The 19,683-nt window shown below is 67.3% G+C and carries 17 protein-coding genes; 8 read left to right on the top strand and 9 right to left on the bottom strand.

The window, feature by feature from the left end:
- Window positions 1-27: 27 nt before the first annotated feature.
- From AAC997_RS06775 to AAC997_RS06765, 3 genes are all read right to left on the bottom strand, one after another.
- Window positions 28-1,524, bottom strand: coding sequence for an MFS transporter (locus AAC997_RS06775; protein ID WP_340644926.1), 1,497 nt, complete (start codon window positions 1,522-1,524; stop codon window positions 28-30).
- Between the two features lie 4 nt (window positions 1,525-1,528).
- Entirely contained in the window at window positions 1,529-3,052 is a 1,524-nt protein-coding gene (locus AAC997_RS06770) for an MFS transporter (protein WP_340644925.1), read from the bottom strand.
- 454 nt (window positions 3,053-3,506) lie between these two features.
- Entirely contained in the window at window positions 3,507-6,125 is a 2,619-nt protein-coding gene (locus AAC997_RS06765) for a TonB-dependent receptor (RefSeq protein ID WP_340644924.1), read from the bottom strand.
- Between the two features lie 441 nt (window positions 6,126-6,566).
- Between AAC997_RS06765 and AAC997_RS06760 the strand changes: the two genes are divergently transcribed.
- From AAC997_RS06760 to AAC997_RS06740, 5 genes are all read left to right on the top strand, one after another.
- A complete protein-coding gene (locus AAC997_RS06760) occupies window positions 6,567-7,445 on the top strand; it encodes an SDR family NAD(P)-dependent oxidoreductase (RefSeq protein WP_340644923.1) in 879 nt (292 codons plus the stop codon).
- Between the two features lie 423 nt (window positions 7,446-7,868).
- The gene (locus AAC997_RS06755; protein ID WP_340644922.1) at window positions 7,869-9,236 is read left to right on the top strand and encodes an alginate export family protein; all 1,368 of its coding nucleotides are present in this window, start codon (window positions 7,869-7,871) and stop codon (window positions 9,234-9,236) included.
- 7 nt (window positions 9,237-9,243) lie between these two features.
- Window positions 9,244-10,530 carry a CmpA/NrtA family ABC transporter substrate-binding protein gene (locus AAC997_RS06750; RefSeq protein WP_340645006.1) on the top strand — a complete coding sequence of 429 codons (1,287 nt, stop codon included), beginning with the start codon at window positions 9,244-9,246 and terminating at the stop codon, window positions 10,528-10,530.
- Window positions 10,531-10,542: 12 nt separating this feature from the next.
- Entirely contained in the window at window positions 10,543-11,418 is an 876-nt protein-coding gene (gene ntrB, locus AAC997_RS06745; RefSeq protein WP_340644921.1) for a nitrate ABC transporter permease, read from the top strand.
- An 11-nt stretch (window positions 11,419-11,429) separates the two neighbouring features.
- Entirely contained in the window at window positions 11,430-12,215 is a 786-nt protein-coding gene (locus AAC997_RS06740; RefSeq protein WP_340644920.1) for an ABC transporter ATP-binding protein, read from the top strand.
- Between the two features lie 110 nt (window positions 12,216-12,325).
- Here the strand turns inward: AAC997_RS06740 and AAC997_RS06735 are convergent, their stop codons facing one another.
- Entirely contained in the window at window positions 12,326-13,303 is a 978-nt protein-coding gene (locus tag AAC997_RS06735; RefSeq protein WP_340644919.1) for an NAD(P)H-quinone oxidoreductase, read from the bottom strand.
- Window positions 13,304-13,387: 84 nt separating this feature from the next.
- On the opposite strand from AAC997_RS06735, the gene AAC997_RS06730 reads away from it, so the two are divergent.
- A complete protein-coding gene (locus tag AAC997_RS06730) occupies window positions 13,388-13,594 on the top strand; it encodes a DUF1192 domain-containing protein (protein ID WP_340644918.1) in 207 nt (68 codons plus the stop codon).
- A gap of 137 nt (window positions 13,595-13,731) precedes the next feature.
- Complete coding sequence (locus tag AAC997_RS06725; RefSeq protein ID WP_340644917.1) at window positions 13,732-14,244, top strand: DUF1465 family protein; 513 nt, start codon at window positions 13,732-13,734, stop codon at window positions 14,242-14,244.
- A 96-nt stretch (window positions 14,245-14,340) separates the two neighbouring features.
- Here AAC997_RS06725 and rpmE read toward each other — a convergent pair whose 3' ends face one another.
- Window positions 14,341-14,565: a 50S ribosomal protein L31 gene (rpmE, locus tag AAC997_RS06720; protein WP_215343053.1), complete on the bottom strand. Its 225-nt coding sequence runs from the start codon at window positions 14,563-14,565 to the stop codon at window positions 14,341-14,343.
- A 120-nt stretch (window positions 14,566-14,685) separates the two neighbouring features.
- Between rpmE and AAC997_RS06715 the strand changes: the two genes are divergently transcribed.
- Complete coding sequence (locus AAC997_RS06715) at window positions 14,686-16,536, top strand: ABC transporter transmembrane domain-containing protein (protein WP_340644916.1); 1,851 nt, start codon at window positions 14,686-14,688, stop codon at window positions 16,534-16,536.
- Here AAC997_RS06715 and AAC997_RS06710 read toward each other — a convergent pair.
- From AAC997_RS06710 to thiE, 4 genes are all read right to left on the bottom strand, one after another.
- Window positions 16,533-17,552, bottom strand: a complete 1,020-nt coding sequence (locus tag AAC997_RS06710; protein WP_340644915.1) for a glycerophosphodiester phosphodiesterase — start codon at window positions 17,550-17,552, stop codon at window positions 16,533-16,535. The genes AAC997_RS06715 and AAC997_RS06710 overlap by 4 nt on opposite strands.
- A 34-nt stretch (window positions 17,553-17,586) precedes the next feature.
- Window positions 17,587-18,381, bottom strand: coding sequence for an inositol monophosphatase family protein (locus AAC997_RS06705; protein ID WP_340644914.1), 795 nt, complete (start codon window positions 18,379-18,381; stop codon window positions 17,587-17,589).
- A complete protein-coding gene (efp, locus tag AAC997_RS06700; RefSeq protein WP_215343057.1) occupies window positions 18,381-18,950 on the bottom strand; it encodes an elongation factor P in 570 nt (189 codons plus the stop codon). Before efp ends, AAC997_RS06705 begins: the two co-directional genes overlap by 1 nt.
- A gap of 66 nt (window positions 18,951-19,016) precedes the next feature.
- Window positions 19,017-19,664 (bottom strand): thiamine phosphate synthase, encoded by a 648-nt coding sequence (thiE, locus tag AAC997_RS06695; RefSeq protein ID WP_340644913.1) that lies wholly within the window; start codon window positions 19,662-19,664, stop codon window positions 19,017-19,019.
- Window positions 19,665-19,683: the final 19 nt, after the last annotated feature.

The following is a 19,683-nucleotide window of genomic DNA, read 5'->3' as shown; positions in this document are numbered from 1 at the left end:
TTGCGGCTCTTGGGTTGGAGGCGTCGGTCAGGTCGGACGGGAGATGGTGGTGATGGACTCGGGCGTCTGGTCGAGCGCCTCGGCCAGGCTCTCAGCCTGGGCGGCGCCCTCGGCGAGGGTCTCCAGGTTGCGCTCATGGCTGTTGCGGTCGATCCGGTAGAGGTAAAGCGAGCCGATGGCCGCCACGCTCAGCAACGCCGTCGCCGGCAGGTAGAGCAGGGCCAGGTTGCGCAGGACGTCAGGGTCGACGGCCCCCGGCTTGGCGTGGTCCGGGAAACCCACAACCGCGAGCATGACGCCCGGGATGATGGCGGCGATCCCGCCCACCACCTTCTGAAGCAGGGTGTCGGCGCTCATCAGCAGGCCCTCGGAGCGACGGCCGGTCTTGATCTGGCTCTCTTCGACGATGTCGGCGATCATCGAGGCGACAATGATGTAGCCGGCGATGCCGAGCATGCCGGAGACGATGCGGTCCACCAGCAGGATGCCCACCAGCAGCGGCTCGCCGTTCGGCGGCATCAGGTCCACCAGCCGCAGTCCGACCGGCAGGATCGAGACCAGCAGGCCGGCGAAGAACAGGTAGATGCAGGCGTCCTTCTTGCCGAACCGCTTGGACAGCAGCGGCGCGATGACGGCGGCCACGGGCGAGGCCACGAGGCCCCCCAGCACCAGGATCAGCAGGTTGGAGGACGGCAGCTCCCAGAAATAGGTGCTGAAATAGATGCCCAAGCCGCTGGAGAGGCCGCCGGCCATGCCGGCGAAGGTCCCCGACAGGACGATCACCAGGAAGTTGCGGTTGGCCAGGGTGGCCGACACCTCGCGCACCATGTCGGCCAGGGTCGCCTTGCGGGCCGGCGGCTGGTGCAGGGTCGGGATACGGTCGTGGGTCCCGGCCGTCGAGCCCAGGATCGAGATCACCATGATGGCGGCCACCGTCAGGGCGTAGGGCCAGTAGCCCTCGATGTTCAGCTGCCCCATGGGCTGGTCGGGCGTGCCTTTCAGGAACACCGCGAAAGCCAGGATCGAGGCCCCGGCCCCGCCCAGGGTGCCGAAGAGATAGCGGTAGGAGAGCAGGCTGGTGCGCTCGTGATAGGCGGGCGCCAGCTCGGGCGCCAGGGCCGAGGAGGGCACCTCATACAGGCTGATGAGCATCCGCGACGCCACCACCAGCACCAGCAGATAGGCGAAGAGCGCCTGGTCTGACCAGCCGGCGGGCGGATGCCACAGGAGGACCCAGCAGAGTGCGAAGGGAATGGCCGAGGCGTACATCAGCGGGTGGCGTCGGCCCCAGCGGCTGCGAAGATTGTCCGACCACTGTCCCACCAGCGGGTCCCAGACGGCGTCGATGACGATGGAGATGGAGAGCGCCAGACTGACGGCGGCTGCAGGCAGGCCGACGAGCTGGTTGTAGAAAAGCAGCAAGAGGCCCAGAAGTTGCGTCTTGGCCCCGTAGGCCACCGAGCCCAGGCCATAGATCAGCTTGGTGGACTGCGGGACCTTCGCGGTCGCTGGGGCCAGGCTCATGGTCTCAGTTCCGCGGTGCGACGGGGGCCGCGCCGCCGGCCACGCCGGGCAGACCGCCGATCTGGTCGTCGGCGCCTGAGAGTTCGGCCAGGGCCGCGGCGTCCTTCAGCTTGGAAAGGTTGGACTCATGGGTCGCCTTGTCGATCTTGAAGGCGAACAGGCAGACGATGGCGGTGCCGTAGAGCAGGGTGGCGAGGGGCAGGTAGATCAGGGCCAGTTCGCGCAGGATTTCGGGATCGACCTGGCCGCGCTTGGCGTTGGCCGGGAAGTTCACGAAGGCCAGCAGGCTTCCGGAGACGAAGATTCCCATGCCCGAGACGATCTTCTTGAACAGGTTGTCGGCGGAGAACAGCAGCCCCTCGGAGCGGCGGCCGGTCTTGACCTCGGCGTCCTCCACCACGTCGGCGATCATGGAGGACAGCAGCACCCCGGTGGCCACGGCCATGGCGCCGTTGAAGAAGGTTTCGACGAAGATGATGTAGAACATCGCGTCCGAGCCCGGAGGCGGGGCGATGCCCATCAAGGTGATGGTCAGCGGGGTGATGCCGGTGGCGAGCGCGCCGGTGAAGAGCCCGATCGCCGCGCGCTTCTTGCCGAACATGACCCCGGCCCGAGGCGCCAGCATCACGCCTCCGACGCTGGCGGCCACGCCGACGATGGTGAGGAGCGAAAGCTGGGCTTGGTTGAGCTGGAAGAAGTAGAGCGCGAAATAGAGCTCCAGGCCGTTCTTCAGGCCGGCGGCCACGGCGATGAACATGCCGGCCACGGCGGCGACGACGAAGGAGCGGTTGTTCAGGGTGGCGGCCACTTCGCGGGCCATCAGCTTGAAGCCGATCTTGCGGGCCGGCGGTTGGCGCAGATAGGGGATCTGTTTGAAGGTGCCGGTGGTGGAGACGATGATCACCACGAAGATCAGCACCGCGGCGAACAGCGAATAGCCGAAATAGCCGGCGCGCTCGGTGATTCCGCCCGACCCGTCGGCGGCCTCCTTCATGAACACCTGGTAGACCATCAGGGTCATGCCCAGGCCCCCGAGGACTGTGAAGAAGCCGCGGATGGCGATCAGGCTGGTGCGCTCGTTGTAGTCATGGGCCAGTTCCGGGGCCAGCGCCGAGGAGGGCAGTTCGAAGAAGGTGTCGAACAGCCGGATCACCAGCAGGCAGGCCAGCATGTAGCCGAACAGCTCGGTGTGGCTCCAGCCGCTGGGCGGGTTCCAGATCAGGAAGAAGGCCAGGCTGACCGGCAGGGCCGCGGCATACATGAACGGGTGTCGACGGCCCCAGGGCGAGCGGAAGTTGTCGGAAATCTGCCCCACCAGCGGGTCGCAGAAGGCGTCGAAGATGAGCGCGATGAAGATGGCGGTGGACACCATCTGCGGCGGCAGGCCGATCACCTGATTGTAGAAGATCAGCAGGAAGGTGGAGAGGCCACGCGCCTTCACGGCGTTGGCCACGGCGCCCAGGCCGTACAGAACCTTGGTGGTCAGTCCCACAGGGGGGCGTTCGCCCACGGCTGAGGTCGCGGTCATCAATGGCTCCGGAGATGAAGGGGCGGCCGCGCCGAGGCGCGGGCGGAAAGATCGAGGCTGGAAGACGAGGGGGCTGCGACAGGACGGGCCAGGACTCCGAAGGTCATCGGGGCGCCACGATCCACGTCTTCCTCCCGCCGCGGAAGACGCCCGCGGCCACCATTCTTTTGACCCGCCGCCGACCGCCTCTTGAATTGAGGAACCGATGTTCGGATCTCGTTTGTAATGAACCGTGCGGTAGCCGTACCGCCTCGTCAACGGCTTTGATCTTACAGTCCTGACATAATGCCAGGCCTTATCCGCCAAGGGTTTTTCGCCGAACACCCGCGTTCGACCAACGCGTTCCCGGCATGTTCCGGCGCCGACGTTTCGACGGGCGGCGATGGAAGAATAAGGGGCGCGCCGGCGAACCGGCGCGCCCCCCAGATCCCCGCTTGGCAGGGCGGTCCAGGTCCTACCAGCGGTACTGAAGTTCGATCCCGTAGGTGCGCGGCGGCACCAGGACATAGGTGCGGTTGAGGTTGTAGGCCCCGCCCGGGACATAGCCCGTCTGCCGGGTGGCGCTCATGGTGTCAAAGTCCTCCTGGTCGGTCAGGTTCTTGCCGTAGAGGATGACGGTGTAGCGGTCCTCGAGGTCCTTCCAGGCGATGCGTGCATCGATCTGGCTGCGAGCCGGAGCCTCGTAATAGGCGCGGTCGAAGATCGAGGAATAGACCTTGTCGCGCCAGACATAGCTCACCGAGCCGGTCAGCGACCCGGGTTCGAACTCCCAGGTGTAGTTGGCGTTGAAGCTGACCTTGTTGCGCGGCGCCACCGGCAGGTGGTTGCCCGACAGGTCCTGGCCCCGCGAGGTCGGCGCCCCGGTGATCGGATCGACGGGCCCCAGGCTGCTGACCGGCTTGGCCCCGGGCGCCACCGCGGCCGGATCGGCGCCGTCGGTGATGCAGCAGGACTCGCGGATGGTGGCGTCCAGGAAGGAGTAGTTGAACAGGATCTGCAGGTTGCGGACCGGCTGCCAGATGCTCTCCAGCTCGATCCCCATGCTTCGCGCCTTGGGAATGTTGTAGAAGATCGAGGTCGACGGGCCCACCGGCGGCTGGGTGCTGACCGGCACCTGGGCGTCCTGGTAGTCGTAATAGAAGGCCGAGACATTGGTCTGCAGCGAGCCGCTCCAGTCCTTCTTCAGCCCCAGCTCATAGGCGTCCACGCTCTCGGAGTCGGTCTCCGGGAAGGCGGTGATGGTGCCGGAGTTGAAACCGCCTGCCTTATAGCCGCGGCTGTACTTGGCGTAGGCCAGGGTGTCGCTGTCCGGCTGCCATTGCAGGCCCAGGGTCCCGGTCCAGGCGTCCCAGGTGTCGTAGAGGCCGCGACGACGGATGCCGGTGGCGGCGTCGGTGATCGCCGGCCCGATGACGCCGTTCTGCGGGTCGGTGACCCCGGCCGGGCGGACGCCGGAGAAGGTCGAGGTGGTGATGTCCAGCACCGGGGTGAAGGAGCCCAGGATGCGGGGATCCACCGCCGCCGAGCAGCCGAAGCAGAACAGCCGCCCGGCCTCCACGCCCTTCTTCTTGTCGGTGGTGTAGCGCAGGCCCGCCGTCAGTTTCAGGGTGTCGGTGAACTGCCAGTCAATCTGGCCGAAGGCTGCGCGCGACCAGGCCTCCATCGACTGATCGGTGTAGTAGATGAGCCGGTTGGGATTGGCCGGCGCGCCGGACGGCGTCGCCAGTTCGGCCTGGTCGGGCAGCGTGATCTGGAAGGGCTGCTTGTACTTCTCGTTGTAGAGATAGGCCCCCAGGATCCACTGCAGGGGCCCGTCGTTGGTGGAGGACAGGTTCAGCTCGTGGCTGAACCATTCCTTGTTCTCTTGATACAGGCTGACGACGTTCGGTCGCGCCACCAGCGGACGGCAGATGTTGAGCGCCACGAAGGTGGGATTGCAGGTGGTGGGCGAGGTGAGGCCGGGGTTCAGCGGGATCGTGTAGGAGATCAGCGCCGTGGCGTCGAAGTCGCTCTGCAGGGCGTACTTGTAGTGCTGGAATCCGCCGATGTACTTCAGGTCGGCGCCGTCCATGTGGAAGGTGACGTTGGTCTGAATCTGGTCGCTGTAGTCGGTCAGCCGGTTGAAGGTGTCGCCGTTGGTGCTGAACGCCCGCAGGTCACCCCCGGTGGTCACGAAGGTGGAGTTCCGCGCCGGGCCCAGGGCCACGACATTCTGCCCGAAGGCGAAGCCGTAGCCGACGCCGGGGGTCAGGCTGCCCGGGGTGATCAGGGCGGTGTCCTGAGGGGTCAGGCCGCCGCCGGTGCGGCCGCCGGGGGCCGAGCGGTTGTCGTACTTGCCGCGGGCCACCTTGAGCCAGAAGTCGACATTTTCGCCCAGATCGCCCTCGACCTGGCCCTCGAAGTACTTCTCGTCACGGACATCGCCCTCGTCGGGGCCGCCGGCGATGTTGTGGAACCATCCCTCGTCCTGCTTGATCATCGAGGCGCCCAGGCGGAAACGCAGGCCCTCGGTGATCGGCCCTGAGACCGTGCCCTCAAGGACCCGGCGGTTGTAGTTGCCGTAGCTGCCGCGAATCTCGCCGGAGAAGTCGTTGGTCGGGCGCTTGGAGATCGCGTTGATCGCCCCGCCGATGGAGTTGCGGCCATAGAGGGTGCCCTGCGGCCCGCGCAGGATCTCGACCCGGTCGACGAACAGCGGCGAACGCCCGACCTCGACGGTCGACGACGTGTAGATGCCGTCCACATAGGTGGCGACGCCGGGCTCGGAGGCCAGGTTGTTGGTCAGGCGGCCGATGCCCCGCAGGCTGATCCGATCGGTGCCGGCGGAGTAGGCCAGGCCCGGTGTGAAGTTGGTGATGTCCTGCACCGAGCTGATGCCGATGAGGTCGCGCTTCTCTGAGGTGAAGGCCGAAACCGCGACCGGAACGTCCTGCAGGCTCTGCTCGCGCTTCTCGGCGGTGATCACCAGCTCTTCGATCGTGTTGGAGCCGCCCGCGCCCTGCGCGTGGGCTGCGCCGGCGACCGTGGCGCTGACCAGCGCGCTGGCGGCCAGCAAATAGAATCTACGATTCATCCTAGGTATCCTTCCCCGTATGGCTCTTCGGCCTAACGCTATGGCTGCGTTGTTTTCGAACCTGAGGTATGCATTCCGTCCCGTCAATCTTTGACGTTGAAGGCCGCATCAGCCCAGGCATGGCGCTACATGCTCGGATGTGGTGAAAACTTTCGAACTTCGGGTCCGTGATCTCGAGGTTTGGATAACCTGTTACGCCTTAAAAATACTAGGGTTGAGTATTGTCGGGTGAGGCTTGAGGCGGCTTTTAATCGGGGCGCCGGGCGGGGAGTCCCATCTCGAAAAAATATCGTTGAGATGCCAAGTGGGCCGAGACCTTCCGCCGCTCCTGAAAGGAGTCGGCAGGTCCGAGGTTTTTCGAAGAATGGGTTTGCGCGAGCGTCGGACCCGGCCCATTCTTGAGGCCAGGGATCGCCGAATCCGGCCAGTGGGGAAACGTTCATGGACCGCCTGAAGAACAAGATCGCCGTCATCACGGGTGGCTGCTCCGGCATTGGCCTGGGGACGGTGGAGCTCTTCGTGGCGCAGGGCGCCAAGGTCATGGTCGGCGATATCGACGACGCGGCGGGCGCCGCCCTGGAGGCGAGATTTGAAGGTCAGGTCCGGTATCGCCACTGCGACGTGATGCAGGAGAGCCAGATCGAGGGGCTCATGGCGGCCTGCGCCGACACCTTCGGGGGGTTGGATATCCTGTTCAACAACGCCGGGGCCGGTGGCTCGCCCGCCCGGCTGGAGGACATGACGGGTGAGGCCTGGGACCTCAGCCAGAACCTGCTGCTGCGCTCGGTGGCGCTGGGGATGCGCTATGCCCTGCCGCACATGAAGGCGCGCGGCGGCGGGGCGATCGTCAACACCGCCTCCATCGCCGGAACCCAGGCCGGAGCCGGACCCATCGCCTACTCGGTGGCCAAGGCCGGCGTGATCCATCTGACCAAGGTGGCCGCCGCCGAGGTGGCCCGCGATCGCGTGCGGGTGAACGCCATCTGTCCCGGCCTGATCCTCACCAACATCTTCACCCCCAGTTCGGTGGTGCCGGCGGGTATGGCCACGATGATCAAGCAGGGCATGGCTCAGACCGCGCCGGACGCCCAGCCGATCGCCAAGCCGGGTCTGCCCGAGGACATCGCCAACGCCGCTCTATTCTTCGCCAGTGATGAGAGCGCCTTTGTCACGGGGGTCTCGATGCTGGTGGACGGCGGCATGCACGTCGGGCCGCGCAACGCCTGGGACCCGGCCATGCGCGCCGAGCGGATGGCCCAGATGGAGGCTCGCCGCACGGCTTTCGAGACGGCGGAAGCCGAGGACGCCCAGCAGGGCTGAGTCTTCGCGGGTGCAGCGAAATCGTCAGCATCCGCCTGTCCGAGCGGTGAGTTTCCGTTTCCTGAATGCGCCTCCGCAACGTCAATGACAGCGACGGAGCCCGCTGTAACCCCGTCATAGCGGGCCCCCCGACCTCACGCGACAGTCAAAACGCGTGAAATCCGGGCAGAGAGGCCCCGCGTCCTGCTTTGCTGCTGTGCAATATGACGCCGATGAGCGGCTATCGACTCCGATAGCACGGGTTTCCCATTGCCGCGCCGCGCGTCCGGCCTCTCCCTAGAGGCGACACGCGGGGCAACGAGGTTCCGCGCAGGCCCGACAGGGCCGCCGGCGGTGATCGTCGGATGGAAGGGACAACGACGTCCGGAGAGGCCGCACAGCGGCTTCGCCGGACGTTTTTTTTTGGCCTCGGGGGATGCAGGCATGAAGAGAACCAAGACAAGTTTGGCCCTGGGCGCGGGGGTCGCGGCGCTGCTCTGGACCGGGCTGGCCCAGGCCCAGACAGTGGATCCGCAAACAGCGGCTGAGCCGGAAGCCGAGGCGGCCCCCGAGCCGCCGTCGCCACCCGCGTCGGCGCCGACCCTCAGCGACCAGATCGCCGCCGGGCGTCTGCTGCTGGAGGTGCGAGGCCGCTACGAGCAGGTCGACCAGACCAGGACAGCGGCGCTGCGCGAGGCGGGTCAGGCCTTCACCGTCCGCACCCGCCTGGGCTGGGAGACTGCTGACTTCAACGGTTTCAAGGGCCTCATCGAATTCGAAGATGTCCGCCAGATCGGACCCGAGCACTTCGCGGTCAATGTTCCCGGCGCGCTCACCCCGCCCCTGAACGGGGCGGACAAGGCTCGCTATCCGGTCGTCAACGATCCCGACGTCACGGAACTGAACCGCGCCCAGCTCACCTGGACCCCCAACGCCGACCTGCAGGTCATCGCCGGTCGCCAACGCATCCTGCTGGATGACCAGCGCTTCGTCGGCAATGTCGGCTGGCGGCAGGACGAGCAGACCTTCGACAGCGTCCGGGCCGACTTCGCGCTCGGCCGGGTGAAGGGGACCTACGCCTACGTCACCCACATCAACCGCATCCTTGGCGAGATGAAGGACTGGGACAGTGACAGCCATCTGCTGAACGTCACCTGGTCGCCGGCCGAGGCCCTGCGTCTGCAGGGCTTCGTCTACGCTCTCGATTTCGGGAACTCGGCGATCAATTCCTCGATCACCAAGGGCGGCAAGGCCTCGGGCAAGACCTGGCTGGGCCTCTATCAGTTGGCCTACAGCGCCACCTACGCCGTGCAGAGCGAGTACCGCGGCAACACAGCGGCCTTCGACCTGGCCTATGTCGGCGCCGATGTCGCCGGAACCTTCGACATCTACACCGTCAAGCTCGGCTACGAGTCCCTTGAGGGCAACGGGACGCGGGGTTTCACGACGCCGCTGGCCACCGTCCACGCCTTCCAGGGCTGGTCTGACGCCTTCGTCTCCGCCGGAGGCAACAAGAGCTTCGCCGACGGGATCGAGGACAAGAACATCAGCTTCAACGCCAAGCCGCGCTTTCGGCGGACCTGGCTGTTCAACACCGACCTGATCGTCCGCTACCACGACTTCGACGATCAGCGGACCGGCGCGGATCTGGGGTCGGAGTGGAACGCCCAGTTCACCGCGGCCCTGACCCCCAAGCTCTCCATCCAACTGAAATATGCCGACTTCCGGCGTGAGGCCACCGTGCCCGCCGGGACCCTGGCGCCCCCGGCCTCGCGCTCCAAGGCCTGGCTCACCCTTGAATACAAGCTCTAGGCGGACCCTGATCATGACCGACAAGACCGACACTGGCCTGACCCGCCGCGGCGCATTCCTGGCCGCCGCCGCCACCCTCGCCGCCGCCAAGGCCGCCTTCCCTTCCGGGGCCTTCGCCGCAGGCGCCGGACCTGAGGTGGCCAAGGCGCGGATGGGGTTCATCGCGCTCACCGACGCCTCACCCCTGATCATCGCCAAGGAGCGGGGACTGTTCGCCAAGCACGGCCTGCCCGACGTAGAGGTGGTGAAGCAGGCCTCCTGGGCCGCCACCCGCGATAACCTGGTGCTGGGTTCGGGGGGCGGCGGTATCGACGGGGCGCACATCCTGTCGCCCATGCCCCTGCAGTTCACCCTGGGGGTCCAGACCGGCGGCAAGCCGCTGCCGATGTACATCCTGGCCCGGCTCAACACCAACGGTCAGGGCATCTCGGTGGGCAACGACCTGAAGGCGCTGAAGGTCGGGCTCAACGCAGCCGGCGCCAAGGCCAAGTTCGCCCAGCTCAAGGCCGCCAAGACCCCGGCCAAGATCGCCATGACCTTCCGGGGCGGCACCCACGACCTGTGGGTTCGCTACTGGCTGGCGGCGGCGGGGATCAACCCCGAGACCGACGTCTCCACCATCATCATCCCGCCGCCGCAGATGGTGGCCAATCTGAAGGCCGGCACACAGGACGCCTTCTGCGTCGGCGAGCCCTGGAACGGCCAGACCGTGAACCAGAAGATCGGCTACACGGCGACCACCACCAGCGAGATCTGGATGAACCACCCGGAGAAGGCGCTGGGCATGCGCGCCGACTGGGTGGACCGCTATCCCCGCGCCGCCAAGGCGCTCACCGCCGCGGTGCTGGAGGCTCAGATCTGGTGCGACAAGATGAGCAACCGCCCGGCCATGTGTTCCATCGTCTCAGGCCGCCAGTACATCAACGTGCCGATCGGCGACATCCTGCCCCGGCTGCAGGGGACCATCGACTACGGTGACGGCCGCAAGGTCACGGGTTCGCCCCACACCATGAAGTTCTGGGCCGACAACACCAGCTTCCCCTTCAAGTCTCACGACCTGTGGTTCGCCACCGAGAACGTCCGCTGGGGGGTATTGCCCCAGGCCACCAACACCAAGGCCCTGGTGAACAAGGTCAACCGCGTCGACATCTGGCGCGCCGCGGCCGCCTCCATCGGCCAAGCCGGGCCGGCCGGCGATAGTCGCGGGGTCGAGCGGTTCTTCGACGGCAAGGTCTTCGACCCCGCCAACCCGGCCGCCTACCTGGCCAGCCAGGCCATCAAGAAGCTGGTCTAGGGGGAGGCGTCGATGAGCTATCCCAAGCCTGAGTTCACCGCCAGCGAACCGATCGCCATGGATCTGCGCGATCCGCCCGCCCGACCCTTCGACGGGCTTGCCCGTCGGGCCTCGGCGACGGCGGCGGCCGTCCTGCCGCCGGCGCTCACCCTGCTGATCATCATGACGGTATGGCAGCTGCTGTGCGGTGACTCCTATGAGGGCCTGCCCTCGCCATCGCGGATCTGGCTGGAGTCCCGGGAGCTGATCGTCGACCCCTTCTTCGACCGGGGCGGGGTGGACAAGGGCCTGTTCTGGCACATCCTCACCAGCCTGCGGCGGGTGGCGCTGGGCTTCTCCATCTCGGTGGTCTGCGGGGTCATGCTGGGGGTGCTGATCGGCGCCAACCGCTGGGCGCACCGCGGTCTGGATCCCATCTTCCAGGTGCTGCGGACTGTGCCGCCCCTGGCCTGGCTGCCGATCTCCCTGGCCGCCTTCCACGAGGCCAACCCCTCGGCCCTGTTCGTGATCTTCATCACCGCGATCTGGCCGATCATCATCAACACCGCCGTCGGCGTGCGGAACATCCCCGACGACTACGTCAACGTCGCCCGGGTGCTGCGGCTATCGCCGGCGGAGTACTTCTTCAAAATCCTGCTGCCGGCCACCACGCCCTACATCTTCACCGGTCTGCGTATTGGGGTCGGCATGAGCTGGCTGGCCATCATCGCCTCGGAGATGCTGCTGGGGGGCGTCGGCGTCGGGTTCTTCATCTGGGACCAGTACAACGCCTCCCGGATCTCCGACATCGTCGTGGCCCTGGCCTGGGTGGGGCTCACCGGCTTCTTCCTCGACCGCATCGTGGCGCTGGCCGGCCGCATCGTCTCGCGCGGAAACGCGCTCAGCTAGGGAGCCTGACCATGGCCAAGGCCTATCTTTCCATCGAGGGCGTCGGGGTCACCTTCCAGAAGGGCGCGAGCCGTTCAGAGGTGCTGCGCGACATCAACCTGCAGGTCGATCAGGGGGAGTTCGTCTCCATCATCGGCCACTCCGGCTGCGGCAAGTCGACCCTGCTCAATGTGGTGGCCGGCCTCATCCCGGTGACCACGGGAGCGGTGATCCTCGACCGCGAGGCCGTCGAGGCGCCGGGGCCGGAGCGGGCGGTGGTGTTCCAGAACCACTCCCTGCTGCCCTGGCTGTCGGTGCAGGAGAATGTCCGCCTGGCGGTGGACAAGGTGTTCGCCGGCAAGAAGTCCGCCGCTGAACGCCGCGACTGGACCCTGCACAACCTGGATCTGGTGAAGATGACCCAGGCCCGCGACAAGCGGCCTTCGGAAATCTCCGGCGGCATGAAGCAGCGGGTCGGCATCGCCCGGGCCCTGGCCATGCAGCCCAAGGTGCTGCTGCTGGACGAGCCTTTCGGCGCCCTGGACGCCCTGACCCGCGCCCACCTTCAGGACAGCGTCATGGAGATCCAGACGGCGCTGAAGAACACCGTCCTGATGATCACCCACGACGTCGACGAGGCGGTGCTGCTCTCGGACCGCATCGTGATGATGACCAACGGTCCCCGCGCCGGGATCGGCCAAATCCTGACCGTGGATCTGGCCCGCCCCCGCGACCGGCTCGCCGTCGCGGGCGACCCGACCTATATCGGGGGCCGCGCCTCGGTGATCGAGTTCCTCTACGCCCGGCGCGCGGCCTAGAGAGCGCCAGGGTTAAGTGGAAGCCGGTTAACCCGTCCGGCGCTCTCTACTTCTTTGAGTTTAGAGCCTTTCTAGACGGGTCAGATGAATCCATCTGACCCCAAAAGGCTCTAAGCGGTCAGCATCACCTTGCCCACGTGCGCCCCGGCTTCGAGGTGGGCGTGGGCCTTGCCGGCCTGCGCCAGCGGGAACGTCGCGTCGATCTGGGGCTTCAGCTTGCCGGCCTCGATCCAGGGCCACACCGTGGCCTCGACGGCGGCCGCCAGCCGGGCTTTTTCGTCCAGGCTGCGGGGGCGCAGGGTCGAGCCGGTGACGAGGGCGCGCTTCATCATCAGCTTGCCGATGGGCAGGGCGACCTCGCCGCCGCCGAGGCTGGCGATGAAGACGATGCGGCCGCCGGTCTTCAGGGCGTCCAGACCCTTGGCGAAATAGTCGCCCCCGACCATGTCGAGGATCACGTCGACGCCACCCTCGCGCTTGGCGACCTCGGCGAAGTCCTCCGATGTGGTGTCCACCACCACGTCGGCGCCCAGGGCCTTGGCCTGGGCCGCCTTGTCGGCGCCGCGGGCCGTGGCGATCACCTTGGCGCCGGCGGCCTTGGTCATCTGGATCGCCGTGGTGCCGATGCCCGAAGTGGCCCCATGCACCATGAAGGTCTCGCCGGCCTTCAGGCTCCCATGCTCGAACACATTGGCGAACACCGTGAAGACGGTCTCCGGAAGGGCCGCGGCTTCCAGCAGCGACAGGCCCTTGGGGATCGGCAGGGCGTGGCGGGCGTCCACCACGGCGTATTCCGCATAGCCGCCGCCGCCCAGCAGGGCTGTGACCTGGTCTCCGGCCTTCCAACGCCCGGCGCCGTTGACCACCTCGCCGGAAACCTCCAGGCCCATGGTGTCGGGTGAACCGGGGGGCGGGGGATAGAAGCCCATGCGCTGGATCAGGTCGGGTCGGTTCACCCCGGCGTGGGCGACCTTGATCAGAATCTGGCCGGGACCGGCCTGCGGGCGGGCAAGCTGGACGGCCTTCATGTCGGCTGCGGAGCCCTTGCCGCCCTCGACGGCGATCGCCGTCATGTCTGTCTGGCTCATCCTGTGGCCTCCCTGGTCTTGCGTGCGAGTGTCGTTGGGGGTTCAGATAGGCGCAGAAACGGAACCGGCAAAGGGAGGTCTTCCATGGAGGAACCCGCGGAGGTTCGGATCGGCCGTGGCCAGAGGCTGACGGAAGCGGTCCGCGAAGACTTGGAGCTCTACGGCGTCGGCGAGCTCGAGGAGCGCATCGAGCTGCTGCAGGGTGAGATCGCCCGCTGCCAGGCGCAGATCGAAAAGAAGCGGGCGGGTCGTCAGGCGGCCGACGCGCTCTTTGGCTCGCCCCCCAGTTAGGGGCCGGTTAGGAGCTGGTTAGGCATAAGGGGGCGTATCTGTCGCATAGAGACGGTGTTTGGCACGGCGGTTGCAACAGCTAGGACCAGACGGCGCATCTGTGCGCGGACGAATTTTCAGTCGGGGACTTTGTGCTCATGAGCGATGGAAACCTGCCGGCGGGGGCCTGGCGCGCGGACGTCATCCAGGATTTCGCGCGCTCCGAGCTGTTTGACCGGACCTTCCAGGAGGGTATGGACCTCGTCGAGGAGACCGCCGGCTATCTGGACGGCTCCGGACGTCAGGAATCCAAGCTGCTCTCCCGCAACGCGGCCCTGGCCTATGCCGCTGAGAGCATGCGCCTGACCACCCGCCTGATGCAGGTGGCCTCCTGGCTGCTGGTGCAGCGGGCCGTGCGCGAGGGCGACATGCCCCCCGAGGGCGCCTGCGACGAACGCTATCGGCTTGGCGCCGAGGATGTGTGCCGCGCCGGCCATGACAGCGCCGAAGATCTGCCCAGCGGCCTGCTGCTGCTGCTGGACCGTTCTGAGCGGCTCTATGAGCGTGTCCGCCACCTCGACCGCCGCATGTATGTCGAGGACACCGACGTCGAGACCCCGAACCCGGTGCAGTCCCAGTTCGACCGCCTGCGGACCGCCTTTGGGGGCTGACCCGCCCCAGACATTCAGACAGCAAAAAACGCCGCGTGATCCACGCGGCGTTTTTCTTGTGCTCGCAATGCGCGCGGCCACGGGGGCCGCGGGCGCTTACTTGCGGGTGAAGGCGCCGAACTTGGCGTTGAAGCGCGAGACGCGGCCGCCACGGTCCAGCAGTTGCTGGTTGCCGCCGGTCCAGGCCGGGTGCGTCTTCGGATCGATGTCGAGGTTCAGGGTCGCGCCCTCTTTCCCGTAGGTGGAGCGCGTCTGATAGGTGGTGCCGTCGACCATCACCACATTGATGAAGTGGTAGTCGGGGTGGGTGTCTTGTTTCATCGCGCGGGCATCCGACGTAAAGGAGCGGCCATAAAGTAATCGCTCCGCCGAGGCAGGCGGATCGAACGGAGCCGCGCCTATACAGGAAAAGGCGGGGCAAGAGCAAGGGCGCGGGTTTTCATGAGTGATTTTGGGTCCGGGGCGGCTGTCGAAGGCCGACCGACCGTGGGTGCGTCTCTCGCCCAGGATATCTCTGAAGCCGCCGCGCAGCGGGCCAAGAGCCGCAGCATCAAGCCCCTGGCTGCGCTCAATCCCTTCCTGCGCGCCCATCTGAGCGATGTTGGCCTGGCCGGGGTCTTCCTGGTCACCGCGGCGGGGTCCACCCTGGCGCTTTCCGGCGCCGTGCGGCTGCTGGTGGACCACCTGACCAAGGCCCGGACCACGGGCGCCTCGGTGGATCAGTGGTTCTGGCTGATGGGTGTTGTCGCGGTCGCCTTGGCGGTCTCCTCGGCCCTGCGCTATTTCTTCGTCACCAAGCTGGGCGAGCGGATCGTGGCCGACCTGCGCAAGGCCGCCTACGCCCACATCCTCACCCTCGATCCCGCCTTCTTCCTGCACATGCGCACCGGCGAGGTGCTGTCGCGGCTGACCACCGACATCCAGATCGTCGAAAGCCTGATCGGCACCTCGATCTCCGTGGCCCTTCGCAACCTGTTGATGCTCATCGGGGCGCTGATCCTGATGGTGATCGTCAGCCCGCATCTCACGGGCATGGTGGTGATGCTGATCCCGGCCATCCTGGCGCCGCTGTTCCTGTTCGGCCGCCGGGTGCGCAAGCTGACCGCCTCGACCCAGGACCAGTTCGCCCAGGCCGTGGGCCACGCCGGCGAGACCCTGGACGCCCTGGAGACCGTCCAGGCCTTCGGGCGCGAGGCCGCCGGAGCCAAGGTGTTCGGCGGGGCCGTGGAGGCCTCCTACCGCACCTCCCTGCGGCGCATGACCGCGCGGGCGGGCATGATCGCCGCCGTGATCACCCTGGTGTTCGGCGGGGTGGTGGGGATCTTCTGGCTCGGGGTCCACGCGGGTCTGCGCGGAGACATGACCTGGGGCGCGCTCTTCCAGTTCGCGTTCCTTTCCGTCATGGCGGCGGGATCGGTCGGGGCGCTGGGCGAGACCTGGGGGGATGTCCAGAAGGCGGCCGGCGCCATGGAGCGGATCAGCGACCTGCTGGCCGCCCGGCCCGGCATCGCCGCGCCCGTCGTGCCCAAGCACCTGCCCGCCCCGGCGCGGGGCGAGATCGAGTTCTCCAACATCACCTTCGCCTATCCGGGCCGCGCAGAGGCGCCCGCCCTGCAGGGCTTCGACCTGCGGGTCGCCCCCGGCGAGCGCGTGGCCCTGGTCGGCCCGTCGGGCGCCGGCAAGAGCACGGTCTTCCGCCTACTGCTGCGCTTCTACGATCCCCAGTTCGGGGCGGTGAAGGTGGACGGCGTCGACGTGCGCGACGCCGATCCCGCCGAGGTCCGCGCCCGCATGGCGCTGGTGGCCCAGGATTCGCCGCTGTTCTCCGGCTCGGCCCTGGACAATATCCGCTTCGGCAATGCTGGCGCCGATCTCGACGCCGTCCGCGCCGCCGCCCGCGCCGCTCAAGCCGAGGATTTTCTCGACGCCCTGCCGCAAGGCTTCGACACTCCGCTGGGGGAACGCGCCCGCAGCCTGTCGGGCGGTCAACGGCAGCGCCTGGCCATCGCCAGGGCTCTAATCCGCGAAACCCCCATCCTGCTGCTGGACGAGGCCACCAGCGCCCTGGACGCCGAGAACGAGCGCCTGGTCCAGAAGGCCCTGGAAGAGGCCATGGTGGGGCACACCACCCTGGTCATCGCCCACCGCCTGGCCACCGTGCTGAAGGCCGACCGGATCATCGTGATGGACAAGGGCCGCGTGGTCGAACAGGGCAGCCATCACGAACTGATCAGCAAGAGCGGCCTCTATGCGCGCCTGGCGTCCCTGCAGTTCGGCGATGCGGCGGCTTAGGCTCGCGCCTTCACGGCCAAGCCCGGGAAGTCGCTGAACAGGCCGTCGACGCCGGCGGCGTAGAGGGCCGCGAACACGGCGGTCACGTCGCCGTGGGCGGCCGGGTCGGTCCCGCTGCGCAGCGTTTCCGGCAGGAAGCGGTTCTCCGCGCGCACAGTCCAGGGATGCACGGCCAGACCCAAGGCGTGGGCGTCAGCCACCAGGTTGGTGGCGGGCGCCAGAGCGCCGTCCAGAGTCGGGATCACAAGGGACCAGTCGGGTCCGACGCCATCGGCATAGGTGGCGATGTCCTTCAGGCCGGCCGCGGTCACCAGGTCCTTCGCGTCGCCGCCCACCAGACGCACGCGGCGGGCCGACGACAGCTTGGCGAAAGTCTTCAGGGGCGCGGTCTCGAAGCACTGGACGAAGACCGGGGCGGTGCGGCTGTTCAGGCCGTTGGCCTTCAGCGCGTCGGCCAGCCGTTGCTCGATGGGCAGGCCCTGGCTGGCCAGGAAGGTCGGGTGTTTCATCTCCGGATAGACGCCGATCACCCGGCCCACCCTCTGGCTCTCGGCCTTGGCCAGGTCCAGCACCTCCTGGAAGGTGGGGATGGCCTCGCGGCCGTCGAAGGCGGCGCTGACGGGCCGCAAGGCCGGCAGGCGCTCGCGGGTCCGCAGGGTTTTCAGCTCGGCCAGGGTGAAGTCCTCGGCGAACCAGCCCACGACCGTCTCACCGTCCACGACCTTGCTGGTCTTGCGGGGGGCGAACTCCGGCCGGGCGGTGACATCCGTCGTGCCGCCGATCTCGTTCTCGTGGCGGACCACCAGCACGCCATCCTTGGTCAGCACCAGGTCAGGCTCGATGAAGTCGCAGCCCTCTTCCACGGCCAGGCGATAGGCCATCGGGGTGTGCTCAGGCCGCTCGCCGCTGGCGCCGCGATGGGCGATGACGATGGGGCGCCGGGACGTCGCCGCCGGCACGGGCGTGGCGGCGAGGGCGGCGGCGGTGACGGCGAACGTCCGGCGAGTCAGGGTCATGGCTCCGATCTAGCCGGCGCCGGTGACGGTTACGTCAAGCCGCCGCGCGAAGCCGCTGCTGGATCAGCGGATGCAGTTCCAGGTTCGAGGCGCAGATGCTCCCGGCGGTGAGCATGTCCTCGCCGCCGTCGGCCGAGGTCACCTTGCCGCCGGCTTCGCTCACCAGCAGCAGGCCCGCGGCCAGGTCCCAGGGCTTCAGGTCCCGCTCCCAGTAGCCGTCGAAGCGGCCCGCCGCCACGAAGGCGAGATCGAGGGACGCCGCGCCGAACCGGCGCACGCCGGCAACCCGCTGGCTGATCTGGTGCAGTTCCTTCAGGAAGGTGGCGTGCTGGCCGTGGCCCAGGAAGGGGATGCCGGTGGCCAGAACGCTCTCGTTCAGGTGCTGACGGGCGGCGACCCGAAGGCGCTTGTCGTTGACAAAGCAGCCCTTGCCCTTCTCTGCCCAGAACAGCTCGTTGGTGATGGGATTGTAGGTCACCGCCGCCACGATCGCGCCCTCGCGTTGCAGGGCGATATTGATGGCGAAGTGGGGGATGGCGTGCAGGAAGTTGGTGGTGCCGTCCAGCGGGTCGACGATCCAGGTGTGGGTTTTGTCGGTGCCCTCGATCAGGCCGCGTTCCTCGCCGAGGAAGCTGTACCCCGGACGGGCCTTCTGCAGCATTTCGAAGATGGTCTGCTCGGCCTTGAGGTCGGCGGCGGACACGAAGTCGGCGGCCCCCTTCTTGGAGACCTGAAGTTCCAGCAGTTCGCCGAAGTCACGGTTGAGGCCACGGGCCGCCTTGCGGGCGGCGTCGGACATGACCTTCAGGAGGGCGGTTTGTGTGGACATCAGTCGGCCCTGCGCAGGTATTCGCCGGTCTCGGTGGAGACCAGGACGCGCTCGCCGGCCTCCATATAGGGCGGGATCAGGATACGCATGCCGTTGTCCGCCTTGGCCGGCTTGTAGGACGAGGACGCCGTCTGGTTCTTCACCACGGCGTCGGCCTCGACGATGACGAGCACCACGTGCTCGGGCAGGGCGATGCTGATGGGGCGTTCCTCGAACAGCTGCAGCTTGACCACCATGCCGTCCTGGAGGAAGCGAACCTGGTCGTCGCCGACAAAGTCCTTGGCCAGTTCGATCTGTTCGTAGGTTTCCTGGTCCATGAAGACCAGCATGTCGCCCTGTTCGTAGAGGAAGGAATATTCCTTCTGGTCCAGATGGATCTGCTCGACGGTGTCGGAGGTCCGGAAGCGTTCGTTCAGCTTGCGGCCGTCCTCGATGTTCTTCAGCTCGCACTGGGCGAAGGCGCCGCCCTTGCCGGGCTTCACGTGCACGACCTTCACGGCCACCCACAGTCCCCCGTCATGCTGCAGGATATTTCCTGGCTTGATCGAGACGGCGTTGATTTTGGACATGGGGTTCTTTGCGAAATTTGAGGCGCGGAACCTAGTGGGACCGGGGCTTTAAGGCAAGGTGAGGCCTCAGGGACGCTCCGATACCCCCAGGGCGATCTCGGCGTTGATCGCCTTCACGGCGGCGGCGGCGCCGTCGCGATGGCCCCAGATCCCGGCGGAGACCGCCAGGAAGTCCGCGCCTGCGGCGGCCAGGCCGCGGGCATTGTCGGCCGTGATCCCGCCGATGGCGACGCAGGGGGTCTCCATCACCTCCTGCCAGATGGCCAGGATCTCCGGCTCGGCGCGGGTGGGCGCGTCCTTGGTGGTGGTGGGGAAGAAGGCGCCGAAGGCGACGTAGTCAGCGCCCGCCTCGGCGGCCTCCATGGCCAGGTGGCGGCTGTCATGGCAGGTCACCCCGATCATGGCGTCGGGCCCCATGATCTTGCGGGCCTGGGCCATCGGTATGTCGTCCTGCCCCACATGCACGCCGTCGCACTTCAGCTTCGCCGCCAGCACCGGGTCATCGTTGAGGATCACGGCGGCGCCACGGGCCTGAATGATGGGTGACAGCGCGGCCACCGCCGCGGCGATGACCGCCTCCGGCTGATCCTTCAGGCGGATCTGCACGGCGGCGACGTCGCCGCCGTCCATCGCCGCCGCCAGCGTCCGGCCAAAGGCGGCCAGGTCGTCGATGCGGGGCGGGGTGATCAGGTAGAGGCGGCAGGACGGGATCATGGGCCGCTTTTAGCCCATC

This window comes from Phenylobacterium sp. (assembly GCF_037968635.1).
GTDB lineage: Bacteria > Pseudomonadota > Alphaproteobacteria > Caulobacterales > Caulobacteraceae > Phenylobacterium.
This window is presented reverse-complemented; position numbering and strand designations above follow the sequence as displayed.